The organism is Pseudomonas sp. Root562 (assembly GCF_001427125.1).
Taxonomy (GTDB): domain Bacteria; phylum Pseudomonadota; class Gammaproteobacteria; order Pseudomonadales; family Pseudomonadaceae; genus Aquipseudomonas.
The window spans coordinates 22,991-39,894 of the sequence record NZ_LMGK01000007.1 but is presented as its reverse complement, the minus strand read 5'-3'; the positions used below and the strand labels follow the sequence as shown (position 1 = coordinate 39,894).

At 60.5% G+C, this 16,904-nt stretch carries 13 protein-coding genes; 8 read left to right on the top strand and 5 right to left on the bottom strand.

The window, feature by feature from the left end; genetic code table 11:
* Positions 1 to 72: 72 nt before the first annotated feature.
* From rsmA to ASD60_RS08225, 4 genes are read right to left on the bottom strand one after another with little or no spacing between them, the layout of a single operon-like run.
* Positions 73 to 891: a 16S rRNA (adenine(1518)-N(6)/adenine(1519)-N(6))-dimethyltransferase RsmA gene (gene rsmA, locus ASD60_RS08240; protein ID WP_056853538.1), complete on the bottom strand. Its 819-nt coding sequence runs from the start codon at positions 889 to 891 to the stop codon at positions 73 to 75.
* Positions 888 to 1,877, bottom strand: coding sequence for a 4-hydroxythreonine-4-phosphate dehydrogenase PdxA (pdxA, locus tag ASD60_RS08235; protein WP_056853537.1), 990 nt, complete (start codon positions 1,875 to 1,877; stop codon positions 888 to 890). The genes rsmA and pdxA overlap by 4 nt, the downstream gene beginning before the upstream one ends.
* On the bottom strand, positions 1,874 to 3,196 hold the full coding sequence (surA, locus tag ASD60_RS08230; protein WP_177336561.1) for a peptidylprolyl isomerase SurA: 1,323 nt from the start codon (positions 3,194 to 3,196) through the stop codon (positions 1,874 to 1,876). Before surA ends, pdxA begins: the two co-directional genes overlap by 4 nt.
* Positions 3,171 to 5,966: an LPS-assembly protein LptD gene (locus ASD60_RS08225; RefSeq protein WP_056853535.1), complete on the bottom strand. Its 2,796-nt coding sequence runs from the start codon at positions 5,964 to 5,966 to the stop codon at positions 3,171 to 3,173. The genes surA and ASD60_RS08225 overlap by 26 nt, the downstream gene beginning before the upstream one ends.
* A 130-nt stretch (positions 5,967 to 6,096) precedes the next feature.
* Between ASD60_RS08225 and ASD60_RS08220 the strand changes: the two genes are divergently transcribed.
* From ASD60_RS08220 to ASD60_RS08210, 3 genes are read left to right on the top strand one after another with little or no spacing between them, the layout of a single operon-like run.
* Positions 6,097 to 7,116 carry an aminoglycoside phosphotransferase family protein gene (locus ASD60_RS08220; protein WP_056853534.1) on the top strand — a complete coding sequence of 340 codons (1,020 nt, stop codon included), beginning with the start codon at positions 6,097 to 6,099 and terminating at the stop codon, positions 7,114 to 7,116.
* Entirely contained in the window at positions 7,113 to 7,784 is a 672-nt protein-coding gene (gene murU / locus ASD60_RS08215) for an N-acetylmuramate alpha-1-phosphate uridylyltransferase MurU (protein WP_056853533.1), read from the top strand. The genes ASD60_RS08220 and murU overlap by 4 nt, the downstream gene beginning before the upstream one ends.
* 1 nt (position 7,785) lies before the next feature.
* Positions 7,786 to 8,553, top strand: coding sequence for a TerB family tellurite resistance protein (locus tag ASD60_RS08210; RefSeq protein WP_056853532.1), 768 nt, complete (start codon positions 7,786 to 7,788; stop codon positions 8,551 to 8,553).
* A 139-nt stretch (positions 8,554 to 8,692) separates the two neighbouring features.
* Here the strand turns inward: ASD60_RS08210 and ASD60_RS08205 are convergent, their stop codons facing one another.
* The gene (locus ASD60_RS08205; protein ID WP_056853531.1) at positions 8,693 to 9,685 is read right to left on the bottom strand and encodes an alpha/beta hydrolase family protein; all 993 of its coding nucleotides are present in this window, start codon (positions 9,683 to 9,685) and stop codon (positions 8,693 to 8,695) included.
* Positions 9,686 to 9,758: 73 nt separating this feature from the next.
* On the opposite strand from ASD60_RS08205, the gene ASD60_RS08200 reads away from it, so the two are divergent.
* From ASD60_RS08200 to ASD60_RS08180, 5 genes are all read left to right on the top strand, one after another.
* Complete coding sequence (locus tag ASD60_RS08200; RefSeq protein ID WP_056853530.1) at positions 9,759 to 12,158, top strand: PAS domain-containing sensor histidine kinase; 2,400 nt, start codon at positions 9,759 to 9,761, stop codon at positions 12,156 to 12,158.
* A complete protein-coding gene (locus tag ASD60_RS08195; RefSeq protein WP_020798801.1) occupies positions 12,159 to 12,788 on the top strand; it encodes a response regulator in 630 nt (209 codons plus the stop codon). It begins immediately after the preceding gene.
* A gap of 326 nt (positions 12,789 to 13,114) precedes the next feature.
* Positions 13,115 to 14,239 (top strand): ABC transporter ATP-binding protein, encoded by a 1,125-nt coding sequence (locus ASD60_RS08190; RefSeq protein ID WP_056853529.1) that lies wholly within the window; start codon positions 13,115 to 13,117, stop codon positions 14,237 to 14,239.
* A gap of 44 nt (positions 14,240 to 14,283) precedes the next feature.
* Positions 14,284 to 15,327: an ABC transporter substrate-binding protein gene (locus ASD60_RS08185; RefSeq protein ID WP_056853528.1), complete on the top strand. Its 1,044-nt coding sequence runs from the start codon at positions 14,284 to 14,286 to the stop codon at positions 15,325 to 15,327.
* Positions 15,328 to 15,650: 323 nt separating this feature from the next.
* Positions 15,651 to 16,898, top strand: a complete 1,248-nt coding sequence (locus tag ASD60_RS08180; RefSeq protein WP_056853527.1) for an ABC transporter permease — start codon at positions 15,651 to 15,653, stop codon at positions 16,896 to 16,898.
* The last annotated feature ends 6 nt before the right edge of the window (positions 16,899 to 16,904 follow it).

Genomic DNA, 16,904 nt, shown 5'->3' with positions numbered 1-16,904 from the left:
AGTCTAGGCCAAGTACCGGGTAGTAAACCAGACATGGGCGCTGGTGTCCTACCCGATAACGCTTGGGTTCTGTCAGACGTCCGCTGGCTTGTGCTGGGATTGTTCGCTGAGTTTGTCAGCCAGGCGCACGAAGGCGGCCAGGTCGAGTTGCTCAGGGCGCAGGCTGCCATCAACGCCGGCGGCTTCGATTTCGGCATTGCTCAGCAGCAGCTTGAGGGTATTGCGCAGGGTCTTGCGGCGCTGGTTGAAGGCTTCGCGTACAACGCGTTCCAGCAGCTTGTGATCTTTGGCAGGGTGCGGCAACACGGCGTGGGGCACCAGACGCACGATGGCTGAATCGACTTTCGGTGGCGGGTTGAACGCCCCCGGGCCGACGTTGAACAGATGCTCTACCCGACAGTGATACTGAACCATGATCGACAAGCGACCCCAATCACCACCGCCAGGACCTGCCGCGAGTCGCTCGACCACTTCCTTTTGCAGCATGAAGTGCATGTCACGAATCAGGTGAGCGTTATGCAGCAGGTGGAAGATCAGCGGCGTGGAGATGTTGTACGGCAGATTGCCGACCACTCGCAGACTGCCTGGCGCCGCATTCAGGCTGTTGAAGTCGAACTTCAGTGCATCGCCCTGGTGCAGGTTGAAATTGCTCTTGCCGGCAAATTGCTGGTTGAGGATCGGGATCAGGTCCTTGTCCAGTTCAACCACATCGAGTTGAGCGCCGCTGCCGAGCAGGCCCTGGGTGAGTGCGCCCTGGCCCGGGCCGATTTCCAGCAGACGGTCCTCGGCTTTTGCATGGATGGAGCGCAGGATGCGGTCGATGACGCCGGCATCATGCAGAAAGTTCTGGCCAAAACGCTTGCGCGCCTTGTGTTGGTATTGCTCGTTCATAAACGGGTCTCGGCCATCTGGTAGGCGGTTTCCAGGGCGACTTGCAGGCTGCCGGTGTCGATCTTGCCGCTGCCGGCCAGGTCCAGGGCGGTGCCGTGGTCGACCGAGGTGCGGATGATCGGCAGACCGAGCGTCACATTGACGGCTGCGCCGAAGCCTTTGTATTTCAGCACAGGCAGGCCCTGGTCGTGGTACATCGCCAGCACTGCGTCGCAGTGCTCCAGATATTTGGGGGTAAACAGAGTGTCGGCGGGCAGCGGACCACGCAGGTCCATGCCTTCGCCGCGCAGGCGCTCTAATGTGGGTTCGATGATGTCGATTTCTTCATGGCCCAGGTGTCCACCTTCGCCGGCGTGGGGGTTGAGCCCGCACACCAGGATACGCGGCTGGGCGATGCCGAACTTTTCTTGCAGATCGGCATGCAGGATTCGTGTGACCCGTTCCAGACGCTCCGGGGTGATCGCATCGGCGATCTCGCGAAGTGGCAGGTGGGTGGTGACCAAGGCCACGCGCAAGCCGCGGGTGGCGAGCATCATGACCACTTGCGCGGTATGGGTCAGGTCAGCGAGGAATTCGGTGTGCCCGGAGAAAGCGATGCCGGATTCGTTGATCACACCCTTATGCACCGGGGCGGTGATCATGCCGGCAAAATGTCCATCCAGGCAGCCTTGGCCGGCGCGGGTCAGGGTTTGGAGAACGAAAGCGGCGTTGGCCTTGTCCAGTTGCCCGGCGACGACCTTGGCGTTCAACGGTGTATCCCAGACATACAGGCTGTTGGCTGGCGCGGGCAGATCCGGCCAGTTATCCGGCGTAACCGGCAGCAAGTCGACGGCCACACCCAGCAGCGCAGCCCGCTCGAGGAGCAGGTCGCGGCTGGTAATGGCAATCAAGGGGTGTGGCTGGGCTTGCGAGGCGAGCAGCAGGCACAGGTCAGGACCTATGCCGGCCGGTTCGCCGGGTGTCAGCGCGAAACGTTTGGGTTTCACTGCGCTGCCTGGTCGGCGCCAGGGAGTTTGATTTCTACGTACGCTTCGTCACGGATCTGACGCAGCCAGGTTTGCAGCTCTTCGTCGTATTTGCGGTTACGCAGTACGGTCATGGCTTGTTGCTCGCGAGCCTGGGTGGTGCTGTCGGTGGCGCGACGGCCAAGGACTTCCAGGACGTGCCAGCCATATTGAGTCTGGAAAGGCTTGGACAGTTGACCTTGCGGGGTCTTGGCCATCACTTCGCGGAACTCCGGGACCAGTGCGTTCGGATCGATCCAGTTCAGGTCACCGCCGTTGAGTGCGGACCCCGGGTCTTCCGAATAGCTTTTTGCCAGTTCGGCAAAGTCTTCACCCGCTTCGATTCGGCTGTAGAGCGACTGAGCCAAGGCCTTGGTTTTTTCTTCGTCACGGATCGGGCTTGGTTTGACCAGAATGTGGCGCACATGCACTTCATCGCGCATCTGGGTTTCGCCGCCACGCTTGTCGAGGATCTTCAAAATAATGAAGCCGCCCGGTGTGCGCATTGGCTGAGTCACGTCGCCAACCGTCATGGAGCTCAGCAGGCGATCGAAGGGCGGTGGCAGCTGGGCAGCTTTGCGCCAGCCCATGTCGCCGCCTTCCAGTGCGGTTTCACTGGCGGATTTGGCGATGGCCAGCTGACCAAAGTCAGCACCTTGCTTGAGCTGCTGGTAAACCGCGTCAGCCTGTTTGGCAGCATTCTGAATCGCGTCGGAGTTGGCGCTTTCCGGCGTTGGAATCAGGATGTTGGCCAGGCGGAACTCCTCGGACAACTGCATTTTGCCGAGGTCGGACGCCAGGAAGTTCTTCACTTCCTGCTCGGTTACCTGGATGCGTTCAGCCACTCGGCGCTGACGTACACGGCTGATGACCATTTCGCGACGGATCTGGTCACGCGCGTCGTCGTAGGACAGACCGTCGCGAGTCAGGGCGGCACGGAACTGGTCGACCGACATGTTGTTGCGCTGGGCGATAGTGCCGACAGCCTGGTTCAGTTCTTCATCGGTAATGCGGATACCGGAGCGCTCGCCGATCTGCAATTGCAGGTTCTCGACGATCAGGCGCTCAAGCACCTGTTGCTCCAGTACGCTGGCCGGTGGCACGGCGGTGCCGCGCTTGGCGATGGTTTGCTGAACTTCATGGACGCGCTGGTCCAGTTGGCTCTGCATGACTACGTCGTTGTCGACGATGGCCACCACCTTGTCGATGGACTGTACCGCGGCGTTGGCCGCGGTACCCAGGAACAGCGCGCCCAGCAGCAGCGGGCGCAGACAATCAGAAAGCTTGGTCTTCACGTTCACGATAACCTTGGATGCCTTTGTCGAGGAAGCTCTCTACTTTGGAGCCTGTGAGGCCGCCGAGTCCCTTCAGAACAATTTGGAGGAAGACGCCATGGTCGCCTTTTTCGTTTTCCGGAGCGTCTTGACTGGTTTCGTCATAATCGACCCAGTAACGGTTGATCAGGCGCAGTTTCCAGCAGCAGTTGTCGTACTCGAAGCCACCAAAGGCTTCCAGGGTACGGTTGCGGTTGTAGTCATACTGCCAGCGGCTGATGACGTTCCATTGCGGCACGACCGGCCAGATCACCGAGAAGTCGTGCTGGACGATCTTGTAGTAATCCTTCACGTAGCCAGGCTGGCCCGGAACGCCATAGTCACCACCGCCCACTTGCCAGCGACCGCTATTCTGGTCGTAGCGGACCTGGTCATTGCGGTAGCGATAACCGGCGTTGACGACCTTGTTCGGGTTGTCTTCAGGCTGGTAGTGGAACATCGCGCTACCCGAGCGAGGGCTGCGGCTGTCCGGGTCCCAGTTGTAGTCGGCTGTGGTGCGCCAATCGCGGTTCCAGCGATATTCGTATTCCAATGCATACGGCGAAACATCGGAGTGCGCGTCTTCGCGGGTTTTTGCATCGATACCCGGCAACTGGACTTCGCGGTCCTTGAAGTACAGGGCCTGGCCGACGCTGATGCGTTGACGCTCAAAACCATCGTCTTCGATCCAGCGGCTGGTTACACCAAGCGACAGCTTGTTCTCGTCGCCGACACGGTCAGAACCGGAGAAGCGGTTATCCCGGAATAGCGACGCATAATTGAAGGTGTATTCGCTGGTGTCGAACACAGGAATGTCTTCCTGATCCTTCTCTGGAACATAAAGATAGAACAGGCGCGGTTCGAGGGTCTGGCGGTAATTCTTGCCGAACCATTGGGTGTTGCGATCGAAATACAGGCCGCTGTCGATGCTGGCGATCGGTACGGCACGGTTCTGGTTGCTGTCGAACGTGCCGTTGAGGCGGTCCTGTTCTGCAGTCTGCGCGGCAATCTGGCTCTTGCCGATGCTGTCCAGGTCCAGTTGATACTGCGTGTACTGATACTTGAGCTTCGGCGTCAGGAAGCCATAGCTGGCCTCCATCGGGAAGCTGACGGCGGGCGCAAGGTTGAGGCGATCGCCGTTGGCGCGGGCCAGGCCTTGTACGTTGGTGTCGAGGCGCGGCTCGACATTACCGTCTTCATCGGTGAAGTTGCCGTTCTTCAAGTCCCGATCGAACCGCACGAGCTCGGTATCGTAGGTGAAATTGAATCCGCCCGGACGTTCCGGCAGCGCGCCGTTGAAGGTGATTTGCGGCAAGCGGTCATACGGCGTGATGTTGGAAACGGTCGCCAGCTGATACGCCTGAGCATTCACGCGAGCGGTGTAGCTGTCGCCGCGGTAGCTGACCGAGCCCTGCTGGTTCACATAGTCAGCACTCTTCACGCCAATCTGGTCAGTCTGCAGATCCTGGAAGTAATAAGGATCGCTGATCTTGGTGTAGTCGACTTGCGTGAACACGCGCGAGTCGAGACCACCCTTGTGCTGCCAGTTGTACATGTAGCGGGTTTTTTCGTAATCAGTCTGCAGCTTGCGATCGTCGTTCTCGTCATTGAGGTACGCGGCGCCGAACTGACCTTCGCTGGACTTGGTCAGGTAGCGGAATTCGCCTTCCATCAACAGGCCACGGTCGCTCATGTAACGCGGGTACAACGTGGCATCGTAGTTCGGTGCCAGGTTGAAGTAGTACGGCGTGACCAGCAGGAAGCCGGTGTCGGTGCCGGTGCCGATGGTCGGCGGCAGGAAGCCGGACTGGCGACGGTCGTCGATCGGGAAATAGATGTACGGCGTGTACAGAACCGGAATGTCCTTGACCCGCAGTGTCACGTTGGTCGCAGTACCGAAGCCGGTGGCCGGGTTCAGGGTGATGTTGTTGCCCTTGAGCTGCCAGGCGTTGCTGTTCGGTTCGCACGTGGTGTACGTACCATCCTTGAGGCGGATGATGGCGTTCTCGGCACGTTTGGCGTACAGCGCGTTACCGCGGATACGCGATTTGTGCATCACGTATTCGGCGTTGTCGATTTTGGCTTCACCGGTGTCGAGCTGCACGTCGGCGTGGTCGCCCACGATCAGGGCGCCGTTGTCGCGAACGCGCACGTTGCCGCTCAGTTCACCGCGGCTCTCGGCCTGGTAAAGGTTGGCTTCGTCGGCTTCGACCTGCATGCTGCCCTGGCGCATGACCACGTCACCGGCCAGGGTAGCGACTTGCTCTTCCTGCTTATAACGTGAGGCTTTGGCGCCGATAAAGGTTGGCGCATCGCTTTTATTCGTCTTGTCATTCATGCCAGGACGAATCGGTTCGATATAGGAACCAGAGCAATACGGACCGGTTTCGGCCAATTGCGCTGCGGTGAGCTGTTCACGGGGAACCCAGTCGAGGTGACTGTAGTCTTCGCTACGCGACTTCAGGCCACGGCCTTTGGATTCGGTGACGAGTACGGTCTTGGCGCCAGCGTCCTCGCTGGTACCGCTCTCGGCCGCAACCTCGTCGGATGCGACTGCGCTGCCGTCATGCACGGGACGCGGAGGCAATGCAGCCGCCGGCGTCTTTGGCGCACAGTCCCAGGCACCCGAAGCAGAGACTGAGCAGTCATACTGTTCCGCGGCGACCACGAAGGAAGTGGCGAGGGGTTGCAAGGCCAGCAGACTGCCGGTTACCAACAACGGAAATTTTTTACGAAACGCGGGGGATTTCAATGCCATCTTATTAGTCCGGGCTTCCTGCGTGCCATCTGCCCGCGGTGTGGGCCGCACGCCTCTCGATGGTCTGAAAAAGATGCTGGATAATAAAGCATGACCCGCTTGACGGCTAGCGCCGTCGGAGACCCTTGCAATGCCTGACCAAGATGTACGTTTGCAACACCTGAAAGTTTGGCTCGATGAGCAATTGGCAATCCTTTTTGCGGATCAGGGCTGGGGTACCGTACCCCCGGCCACGTTGACCGCGGCCAGCAGCGACGCGAGTTTCCGGCGTTATTTCCGTTGGGAAGGCGCCGGGAGAAGTTTCGTCGTGATGGACGCGCCACCGCCCCAGGAAAACTGCAAACCCTTCGTGGATATCGCTTTTTTACTGGCGAAATCCGGAATAAATGTGCCGAAAATTTATGCCGAAGACCTCGAACGCGGATTTCTTTTGCTCAATGACCTGGGCAACAAGACCTATCTGGACGTGATCGACAGCGAAAATGCCGATGCTTTGTTCGACGATGCCCTGCAGGCGCTGTTGGCTTTTCAGCAGTTGCCGATGGTCGCACCCCTGCCGAGTTACGACGTGGCATTGTTGCGGCGCGAGCTCGAACTGTTCCCGCAGTGGTACGTAAAACGCGAATTGGGCATCGAGTTCGACGCCGCGCAGCAAGTGCTCTGGCAGCAAGTCAGCGATTTGTTGATCGACAGCGCGCTGGCTCAGCCCAAAGTCCTGGTCCATCGCGATTACATGCCACGCAACCTGATGCTCAGCGAGCCGAACCCCGGCGTGCTGGATTTCCAGGATGCGGTCTACGGTCCGGTGACCTACGACGTGACCTGCCTGTTCAAGGATGCGTTCCTCAGCTGGCCTGAAGAGCGCGTGCGCGGTTGGCTGGAAAGCTATTGGCAGCAGGCTTCGGCGCTGGATATTCCGGTACAACCGGATTTCGAAGATTTCCTGCGGGCCAGTGACCTGATGGGCGTGCAGCGTCACCTGAAAGTGATCGGCATCTTCGCCCGCATCTGCCACCGCGACGGCAAACCGCGTTATCTGGCTGACGTGCCGCGTTTCTTTGACTATATAGATGCGGTGCTCGCCCGCCGGCCTGAGTTGGCGGAGCTGGATGTGTTGCTCGCCAGTTTGCGCGCTGGAGTGAAAGCATGAAGGCCATGATTCTCGCCGCAGGTAAAGGTGAGCGCATGCGCCCGCTGACCCTGACCACGCCAAAGCCGCTGGTTCGCGCCGGCGGTGTGCCGCTGATCGAGTACCACTTGCGTGCACTGGCGACTGCCGGTTTTACCGACATCGTGATCAACCATGCATGGCTGGGCCAGCAGATCGAAGATTACCTGGGCGACGGCTCGCGCTATGGCGTCAGGATCCAGTATTCGCCGGAGGGCGAGCCGCTGGAAACCGGCGGCGGGATCTTCCGCGCATTGCCCTTGCTGGGTGATGAGGCCTTTGTCGTGGTCAATGGCGATATCTGGACTGATTATGACTTTGCCTTGTTGCATCAGCCGATTGCCGGGCTTGCTCATTTGGTGCTCGCGAGCAACCCGGCCCATCACCCTGATGGGGATTTCCAATTGATCGACGGGCAGGTCCGTGACGGTCAGTCGGACGCGGCCACCCTGACCTACAGCGGTATCGCGGTGTTGCACCCGCAGCTGTTCGAAGGTTGCTCGGCCGGGGCGTTCAAATTGGCGCCGTTGCTGCGTGCCGCAATGTCCGCCGGGAAAGTGTCCGGCGAGCGCCTGAACGGGCAATGGGTCGACGTCGGCACTCACGAACGCCTGTCTGAAGCCGAAGCCCTGATCGAAGCGAGACGCTGACGTGTTGTGGCCAGGGACTCTGATCGGAGCCGGGGCGGGCTTTGCCATTGCCAGCATTCCGGGGGCCATGCTCGGTGCTTTGTTGGGGCAGGCGCTGGATCGACGCCTGCATTTGCAAAGTTGGGCACATCTGCGGGAAAAGCTCGGCGGTCGCCCGGTTTTGCGCAACGATGAACTGCTGTTCGTGTTGCTCGGCAGGTTGGCCAAGTGCGACGGGCGAGTGGTGGACGGTCATATCCAGCAGGCGCGTCAGGAAATGCGCTCGCTGGAAATGAACGAATCAGCGCAGCGTCGGGCCATTGCCGCCTTCAATCGGGGCAAGTCGGGCAACGACCCGTTGCGCGGATACCTGCGCCGTCTGGGTCATCAGCCCCATGCCGCCGAAGGTGTCCTGCGCGCCTGCTGGCGGATGGTCTGGGCCGATGGTCGCGCGGGGCAACAGGAGCGCGAACTGATCGCGCAATGGGGCAAGTGGCTGGGCTGGTCGACCCGTCAGATCCTGGCGTTGGCCCAAGACTATGAGCCTCAGAAACGTCCAGAGGTTAACCGCGTTACAAGTTATCAGGATGCCTTGCGGCTGCTGGGGGTATCGGCCACCAGTGAGCCGGCGCAGATCAAGCGCGCCTACCGGCGTCTGCTCAGCCGCCATCACCCGGACAAGATTGCCGGCAGCGGGGCGACGGCGTCGCAGGTGCGTGAGGCAACCGAGAAAACCCGGGAGCTGCACAACGCTTACGCGCTGATCCGGCAGCGGCGGGATTTTCGCTAGTCGCCAAGGTATGTGTCGTCAGTGATTACGCTATCGCGGGCAAGCCTTGCTCCTACTGGATTTGCGTCGTACACGAATTTCGCCATCGACATGAAACCTGTGGGAGCGAGCTTGCTCGCGATAGGAATCACACGATCTATCAATCCGCCGCATTCTGCGGATTCAACCAGCCCCGCACCCGGCGAACCAGTTGCTCCTGCTGCGCCTTGTCATTGCCCGGCAACGCCTTGAGCGCTACCTGGCTGAAGGCCGAAGTCTTCAAGCGTTTGCTGGCTTGCAAGCGAGCCAGCGCGGCGTTGCGATCCAGCGGTTTGTCCATGTAAAAGATGTCGGCTGTGGGCAATTTCAGGTTCGGTGCGAGTTGGTCCAGGTCGGGTTTCACTTGCGCCGGCGTATGCGCGGCAACCATGACGAAGCGTTCGATTTGCGATGGTTGCCGCTCGCTCAGATACCGCGCGGCCCAATAAGCGCCGGTGCCATGGCCCAGAACGACGATGCTGCGGGCGCTTTGCTGTTCGGCGAAGGCTATCGCCGCATCGATACGGGCGAAGATTCTTTCGGCGTCGGCCTTGGACTGTTCTTCACTGGTTTCAGCGACAGGTTTGTCAGGCACTTCAGCTTCACCTCCCGCGACCTGCTCGATAGGGGCGGCGGTGGCCGCGTCCTTGCTGCCGGTATCCGGCGTTTTCGGCACCGGTGGCACTTCGACAAAGCGTGGCGCGATGGCATCGCTTTGCAAGTCCGGCAAGGTGATACTCAGGCTGCTCCATTGCGCGTCTGGCAATTGGCGGCGCAACGGACCGATTGCTTGCGGCCAGTCAACGGTTTCGCCTGCGCCCGGGACGATAATCACCGCGCCTTTGGGTTCGGCGGTATTGGCCGGTTTCCACAGGGCCAGGAACGTGTCGCCGCCCGCTTGCAGTTGCTGTTGCTCCTGGGACGGGATTTTTCGCTCGAGGGCGGCCGCTTCTTCCTGGCTACGCTCAGGCAACGGCTGGCGTTCAAGCGGTTTTTCTTCCGCCGGTTGCTCCACGGCGGCAGGTGCCGGGTCGGCGGCCTCGACGGGAAAAGCGCATGGCAGGATCAGCGACAGGCACAATGCTGGCAGTGCCAGGCGGTAGACAGGGGGCATCGGATATTCCAGGCCAGAAGTGATTCCGGCAGCCTAATGGGTTGGTCAGTATTTGTCAGTGTGTGAGAGTTCGATGATGCGTTTTCGCTGCCTGTGGGTTATCGGCTGGGTGTGCTTTCCCTTGATGGGCTGGGCGGCGGCCGCGCCACCGGCGCACGTCGCAGCTTTGTCTGCCGACCAGCAACAATGGCTGGCACAACAGGGCGAGTTGCGTGTCGGGCTGGTGTTGCAGGCTCCCTATGCTCAATACGATCGCCGTTTGCAGCGCTTGTCGGGGGTCAATGTCGAGCTGATGAAATGGCTGGCCAAGTCGCTCAAGGTCGAGCTGAGCTGGCGTAACTTTCCTGATCTTGAGCAGCTGGAGGCCGCCGCGCGTGCCGGTGAAATCGATATCGCCCCGGGACTGAGCCAAACGCCCGGCGGTCTGCGCCTCTGGCAGTTTTCCGATCCCTACATGCGGGTGCCGCAACTGGTGGTCAGCGACCAGAAAAGCACCGGTGCAGTGGAACTCGAGAAGCTCGACAGCCAGACCCGCGTGGCCGTGCGAATGCCCAGCGCCACCGCCGACTACCTGCGCGGCAACTATCCGCACCTGAACCTTCAGGGCGTGCCGATGGAACGGCAGGCGCTGCAATTGTTGTTGAGTCAGCAGGCTGGCTATGCCGTGGTCGATGAGGCGCAGTTGGGACGGCTGTCGGTCGAACCGGAATTTTCCGGGTTGGTAGTCGTGGGTGATATTGGCCTGCCGCAGCTGCTACGGGTGGCTACGCTGCGCGACAAACCGCAACTGGCCGGCATTGTCGAAAGCGCACTGCGGGCGATCCCGGCCAAGGATCTGGAAACCCTGCACAACCAATGGCTGCAACCCAAGTACCCGCGACTCACCGAATCGCCCGGGTTTTGGCAAAACCTTTGCCTTTTGTTGTTGGTGCTGGCGTTGAGCTGCATGGCCATTGTGCTCTGGCAGCGTCGTCAGCAGCACAGCCTTGAGCAGCGACTGGCGGCCGCGCAGGCCGACATCGCCTTGCGCGCCGCCAGTGAAGAAGCCCTGCGGCTGACCCAGTTTTCCATCGATCAAAGCACTGTCGGCATCCTTTGGGTCAATTGGGACAGTCACGTGCGCTACGCCAACCGTGCCGCCGAAACCATGCTTGGCTATCCATCCGGCGGGATCATCGACCGTCCATTGATCGAGTTCGAACCCGGCCTGCACATGGATCGCTGGTTAAACCTGTGGAAGAGCGCCAGGGCCAGCGACGAAACGCCACAAAGTTTCGAAACCAATTGCTTGCGGGCCGACGGCAGCATCCTGCCGGCCGATGTTTCGCTGAGCTTCCTGCGCTTTCGCGATGGCGAATACCTGGTGGTTTATCTCACCGACGTTACTGAACGTCGCCGCGCCCTGGCAGCGTTGCAGGAAAGCGAGGCGCGGCTGCAGGGGATCGCGGCGAATGTACCCGGACTTGTCTTTCGCCTGGAACGGGCGCCAGTCACAGGTCAAATTGACTTTGCCTACATCAGCGAAGGCAGCGAGAGCCTGGTGGGATACTCGCCGGCGACCCTGGCCCATCGTGACAAAGGCTTGCGCAGCCTGGTGCACCCGGACGACAAGGCCAGTTATCACCAGACCCAGGATCATGCTCTGGATACCGACAGTGACTGGTCCTGGCAAGGGCGGATTCTCACGCGCCAGGGCGAACAGCGCTGGGCGGAAATCAAGGCGATCACCCGGCAACTGGAGGACGGCGCCTATGTCTGGGACGGCATCGTCTGGGACATAAGTGAGAGCAAACGCATCGAATTGGAACTGGCCAGCTCCCGCGAGCAGTTGCGGGAGTTGTCGGCGCACCTTGAGAGCGTGCGCGAAGAAGAAAAGGCGCGGATTGCCCGGGAAGTGCACGACGAGTTGGGGCAGATGCTGACCGTGTTGAAGCTGGAAACGTCCATGTGCGAATTGGCCTACGCGCAGCTCGACCCTGGGCTGAACGAGCGCTTGAACAGCATGAAACGTCTGATCGCCCAGCTGTTCCAGCTGGTCCGCGATGTGGCCACGGCATTACGCCCGCCGATTCTCGATGCCGGGATCGCCTCGGCCATCGAATGGCAGGCCCGGCGCTTCGAGGCGCGCACACAGATTCCGTGTCTGGTGCAGGTGCCGGACAATTTGCCGGTGCTCAGCGATGCCAAGGCGATCGGTCTGTTTCGCATCCTTCAGGAAGCGTTGACCAATGTCATGCGCCACGCCCAAGCGCATACTGTTGAACTGACACTGACCCGAGAAGGCGAAGTGCTGTGTCTGACGGTCAGCGATGATGGCGTAGGATTCGTCGCCGCAGCTGGCAGGCCAACGTCCTTTGGCTTGGTCGGCATGCGCGAGCGGGTGCTGATCATGGGCGGTGAGTTGTCGCTTGAGAGTGAGCCGGGGGAGGGCACGACCCTGAGTGTGCGAGTGCCATTGGATGAGGATAAATAAGTGATCCGTGTACTGGTAGCCGAAGACCACACCATCGTCCGCGAAGGCATCAAACAGTTGATCGGCCTGGCCAAGGACTTGCTGGTGGTAGGGGAGGCGAGCAACGGCGAACAATTGCTCGAAACGTTGCGGCATGTACCCTGCGAGGTGGTGTTGCTGGATATCTCCATGCCCGGCGTGAATGGTCTGGAAGCAATTCCCCGGATTCGTGCGCTGAACAATCCGCCGGTGATCCTGGTGCTGTCGATGCATGACGAAGCGCAAATGGCCGCCCGGGCGTTGAAAGTCGGAGCCGCGGGATATGCGACCAAGGACAGTGATCCGGCGCTGTTGCTCACGGCTATTCGCCGGGTCGCCGCAGGTGGTCGTTACATCGATCCTGACTTGGCCGATCGGATGGTCTTCGAGGTCGGCCTGACCGACTCGCGACCGTTGCATTCATTGCTTTCGGAGCGTGAGTTCTCGGTGTTCGAACGTCTGGCCCAGGGCGCCAACGTCAACGACATCGCCCAGCAACTGGCCCTGAGCAGCAAGACCATCAGCACCCACAAGGCGCGCCTGATGCAGAAGCTCAACATCACGTCGCTGGCCGAGCTGGTGAAGTACGCGATGGAACACAAGCTCCTCTGACGCTGTGCCCAATCCCCCTGTAGGGGCCAGGCTTGCCGGCGAAGGCGTCCTCGAAATCGCCTTCGCCGGCAAGCCTGGCTCCTACAGGGGGACGGCGCCGGCCGTATCCATTCGCGACAGCCCCTGGATACCCGTTTTGCCGTTGCTCGCGGCCTGCAGCTGACAGCTTGTCGCCGCGTTTGCCAAAACGCGCCATCCTTGTAGGGCAATCCCTACCCCCAACCTTCCATCCGGCTGAGGCGAATCTCTCCTGCGCCCCGATTTGCGCAGGTCCCAGCGTCCACTAGGCTTAGTCCACAGCAGTCATCAACAACAAAGGTGTGGGTATGAGCCAGGTCGATTCAAGTGCAGGGGCCAATGATGTTCTGGTCAGCTTTCGTGGAGTGCAAAAGAGCTACGACGGCGAGAACCTGATCGTCAAAGACCTCAACCTGGACATTCGCAAAGGCGAATTCCTCACCTTGCTCGGGCCGTCCGGCTCCGGCAAGACCACCAGCCTGATGATGCTCGCCGGTTTCGAAACACCGACCGCGGGCGAAATCCTGCTGGCCGGGCGCGCTATCAACAACGTGCCGCCGCACAAGCGCGACATCGGCATGGTGTTCCAGAACTACGCGTTGTTCCCGCACATGACCGTCGCCGAGAACCTGGCGTTCCCGCTGACCGTGCGCGGCCTGAATAAAAGCGACGTCAGTGACAAAGTCAAAAAAGTCCTGAGCATGGTGCAGCTCGATACGTTCGCCCAGCGTTACCCGGCGCAACTGTCCGGCGGTCAGCAGCAGCGTGTGGCACTGGCTCGCGCCTTGGTGTTCGAACCGCAACTGGTCCTGATGGACGAACCCCTCGGCGCCCTCGACAAGCAGCTGCGTGAACACATGCAGATGGAAATCAAACACCTGCACCAGCGTCTGGGCGTGACCGTGGTCTACGTGACCCACGATCAGGGTGAAGCCTTGACCATGTCTGACCGGGTGGCGGTGTTCCATCAAGGCGAAATCCAGCAGATCGCGCCGCCGCGCACCCTCTACGAAGAGCCGAAAAATACCTTCGTCGCCAACTTCATCGGCGAGAACAACCGTCTCAATGGCCGCCTGCACAGCCAGACCGGCGACCGCTGCATCGTCGAGCTGGGACGTGGTGAAAAGGTCGAAGCCCTGGCGGTCAATGTCGGCCGGACTGGCGAACCCGTCACCTTGTCTATCCGCCCGGAACGCGTGAGCCTCAATGGTTCCAGTGAGTCGTGCGTCAACCGCTTCTCCGGAAGGGTGGCGGAATTCATCTATCTGGGCGACCACGTCCGGGTTCGCCTGGAAGTCTGCGGCAAAACCGACTTCTTCGTGAAACAACCGATTGCCGAGCTCGATCCGGGGCTGGCGGTCGGCGATGTGGTACCGCTTGGCTGGCAGGTCGAACACGTTCGTGCGCTCGACCCACTTCTAGAGGCGAACTGATCGCCCTTCTGCTTCACCAACCCTGCACGTGGAGAACAATATCAATGTTGAAATCCCTGAAATTCACAGCTCTGGTCATGGGCATGATCGGCGCCTCGCACGCGATGGCCGCAGGCCCGGACCTGACCGTGGTGTCCTTTGGCGGGGCGAACAAGGCGGCGCAGGTCAAAGCCTTTTACGCACCGTGGGAAGCGGCGGGCAACGGTAAAATCGTGGCGGGCGAGTACAACGGTGAAATGGCCAAGGTCAAGGCCATGGTCGACACCAAAAGCGTGTCCTGGGATCTGGTAGAGGTTGAATCGCCAGAGCTGTCCCGTGGTTGTGACGAAGACATGTTCGAGCAACTGGACCCTGCGCTGTTCGGCAAGACCGAAGATTATGTCAAGGGCGCCATCCAGCCATGCGGCGTGGGCTTCTTCGTGTGGTCGACCGTGTTGGCCTACAACGCCGACAAGCTGAAAACCGCACCGACCAGCTGGGCGGATTTCTGGGACACCAAGCAGTTCCCGGGCAAGCGCGGCCTGCGCAAAGGCGCCAAGTACACCCTGGAATTCGCACTGATGGCCGACGGCGTTGCGCCCAAAGACGTCTACAAAGTGCTGGCCGGCAAGGACGGTCAGGATCGCGCGTTCAAGAAACTCGATGAGCTCAAGCCAAACATCCAGTGGTGGGAAGCCGGCGCACAGCCGCCGCAGTACCTCGCTTCCGGTGACGTGGTCATGAGTTCGGCCTACAACGGCCGTATCGCTGCCGTGCAGAAAGAAAGCAACCTGAAAGTGGTGTGGAACGGCGGCATCTACGACTTCGACGCATGGGCCATTCCAAAAGGTCTGGACGCCAAGCGTGCCGAAGCGGCGAAGAAATTCATCGCTTTCTCGGTTCAGCCACAGCAGCAGAAGACCTACTCGGAAAACATCGCCTACGGCCCGGCCAACACCCAAGCCGTACCGTTGCTGGCCAAGGATGTCCTGAAAGACATGCCGACCACCCCGGAAAACATCGCCAACCAGGTGCAGATCGATGTCAGCTTCTGGGCTGACAACGGCGAGCAACTGGAACAGCGCTTCAATTCCTGGGCTGCGAAGTAACTGGAGGGCTCGCCCTCCTGTGAGGGCGAGCTTTTGTGGCGAGGGAGCTTGCTCCCGCTTGAGTGCGCAGCACTCACAAAATTGGCAGTGCCAACACGATTTTGGGGCCGCTTCGCAGCCCAGCGCGAGCAAGCTCGCTCGCCACAAGGAATGGATGATCGTTCCCACGCTCTGCGTGGGAATGCCGCCCGGGACGCTCCGCGTCCCTGTGACGCAGAGCGTCACTGGATGCGTTCCCACGCAGAGCGTGGGAACGATCAGTACCAAAAATTCGAAGCGGTATTTACCACTTCTGCAATGACCAAAGATTTCCGGAGTACGCCATGGCTATCGCCGTTCCCGTGAACGCGGGTACTGACCCCACCTTGAAGCAGCGGCTCAAGCATGCCGAGCGGGTCAACCGCTGGAAGGCCCAGGCACTGATCGCGCCATTGGTGCTGTTTCTGTTGCTGGTGTTTCTGGTGCCGATCGTGGCGCTGCTCTACAAAAGCGTGGGCAACCCGGAAGTGGTCGGCGGCATGCCGCGCACCGTGTCCGCCATCGCCAGCTGGGACGGCCGCGGCCTGCCCGCTGAACCGGTTTACAAAGCGGCCGCCGAAGACCTCGCCGAAGCCCGCAAGAATCAAACGCTGGGCGATTTGTCCAAGCGCCTGAACATGGAATTGGCCGGCTACCGCAGCCTGCTGACCAAAACCGCCCGCGCCTTGCCGCTTGCCACCGAGCCGGCCTCTTATAAAGAAGCGCTGGAAGGTCTCGATGAGCGCTGGGGCGATCCGGCCTACTGGCAAGCGGTACGTCGCAACACCAGCAGCATTACCCCGTACTACTTGCTGGCCGCCGTCGATCACCGTATCGACGACCTCGGCGAAATCGCCCCGGCCACTCCGGACCAGGCGATCTACCTCGACATCTTCGCCCGTACCTTCTGGATGGGCCTGATCATCACCGTGATCTGCCTGGTATTGGCCTATCCACTGGCTTACCTGCTGGCGAACCTGCCGTCGCGCCAGAGCAACCTGCTGATGATTCTGGTGCTGCTGCCGTTCTGGACCTCGATTCTGGTACGGGTCGCCGCGTGGATCGTGTTGCTGCAATCGGGTGGACTGATAAACAGTGGCTTGATGGCCATGGGCATCATCGACAAGCCGATCGAACTGGTGTTCAACCGCGTCGGGGTCTACATCTCGATGGTGCACATCCTGCTGCCATTCATGATCCTGCCGATCTACAGCGTGATGAAAGGCATCTCGCCGACCTACATGCGCGCCGCGATTTCCCTCGGTTGCCATCCGTTCGCAAGCTTCTGGCGGGTGTACTTCCCGCAGACCTATGCCGGTGTCGGCGCCGGTTGCCTGTTGGTGTTCATCCTTGCCATCGGCTACTACATCACCCCGGCGTTGCTGGGCAGCCCGAACGATCAAATGGTCAGCTACTTCGTCGCGTTCTACACCAACACCAGCATCAACTGGGGCATGGCGACCGCGCTGGGCGGCCTGCTGTTGCTGGCGACGGTCGTGCTTTATCTGATTTACAGCTGGCTGGTGGGCGCGAGCCGCCTGCGCCTGAGCTAAGGGGAG

Coding starts and splice junctions, on each gene's coding strand:
- rsmA (WP_056853538.1), bottom strand. CDS start 891: ATGAACGAGCAATACCAACACAAGGCGCGCAAGCGTTTTGGCCAGAAC.
- ASD60_RS08225 (WP_056853535.1), bottom strand. CDS start 5,966: ATGGCATTGAAATCCCCCGCGTTTCGTAAAAAATTTCCGTTGTTGGTA.
- ASD60_RS08220 (WP_056853534.1), top strand. CDS start 6,097: ATGCCTGACCAAGATGTACGTTTGCAACACCTGAAAGTTTGGCTCGAT.
- murU (WP_056853533.1), top strand. CDS start 7,113: ATGAAGGCCATGATTCTCGCCGCAGGTAAAGGTGAGCGCATGCGCCCG.
- ASD60_RS08205 (WP_056853531.1), bottom strand. CDS start 9,685: ATGCCCCCTGTCTACCGCCTGGCACTGCCAGCATTGTGCCTGTCGCTG.
- ASD60_RS08200 (WP_056853530.1), top strand. CDS start 9,759: ATGATGCGTTTTCGCTGCCTGTGGGTTATCGGCTGGGTGTGCTTTCCC.
- ASD60_RS08190 (WP_056853529.1), top strand. CDS start 13,115: ATGAGCCAGGTCGATTCAAGTGCAGGGGCCAATGATGTTCTGGTCAGC.
- ASD60_RS08185 (WP_056853528.1), top strand. CDS start 14,284: ATGTTGAAATCCCTGAAATTCACAGCTCTGGTCATGGGCATGATCGGC.
- ASD60_RS08180 (WP_056853527.1), top strand. CDS start 15,651: ATGGCTATCGCCGTTCCCGTGAACGCGGGTACTGACCCCACCTTGAAG.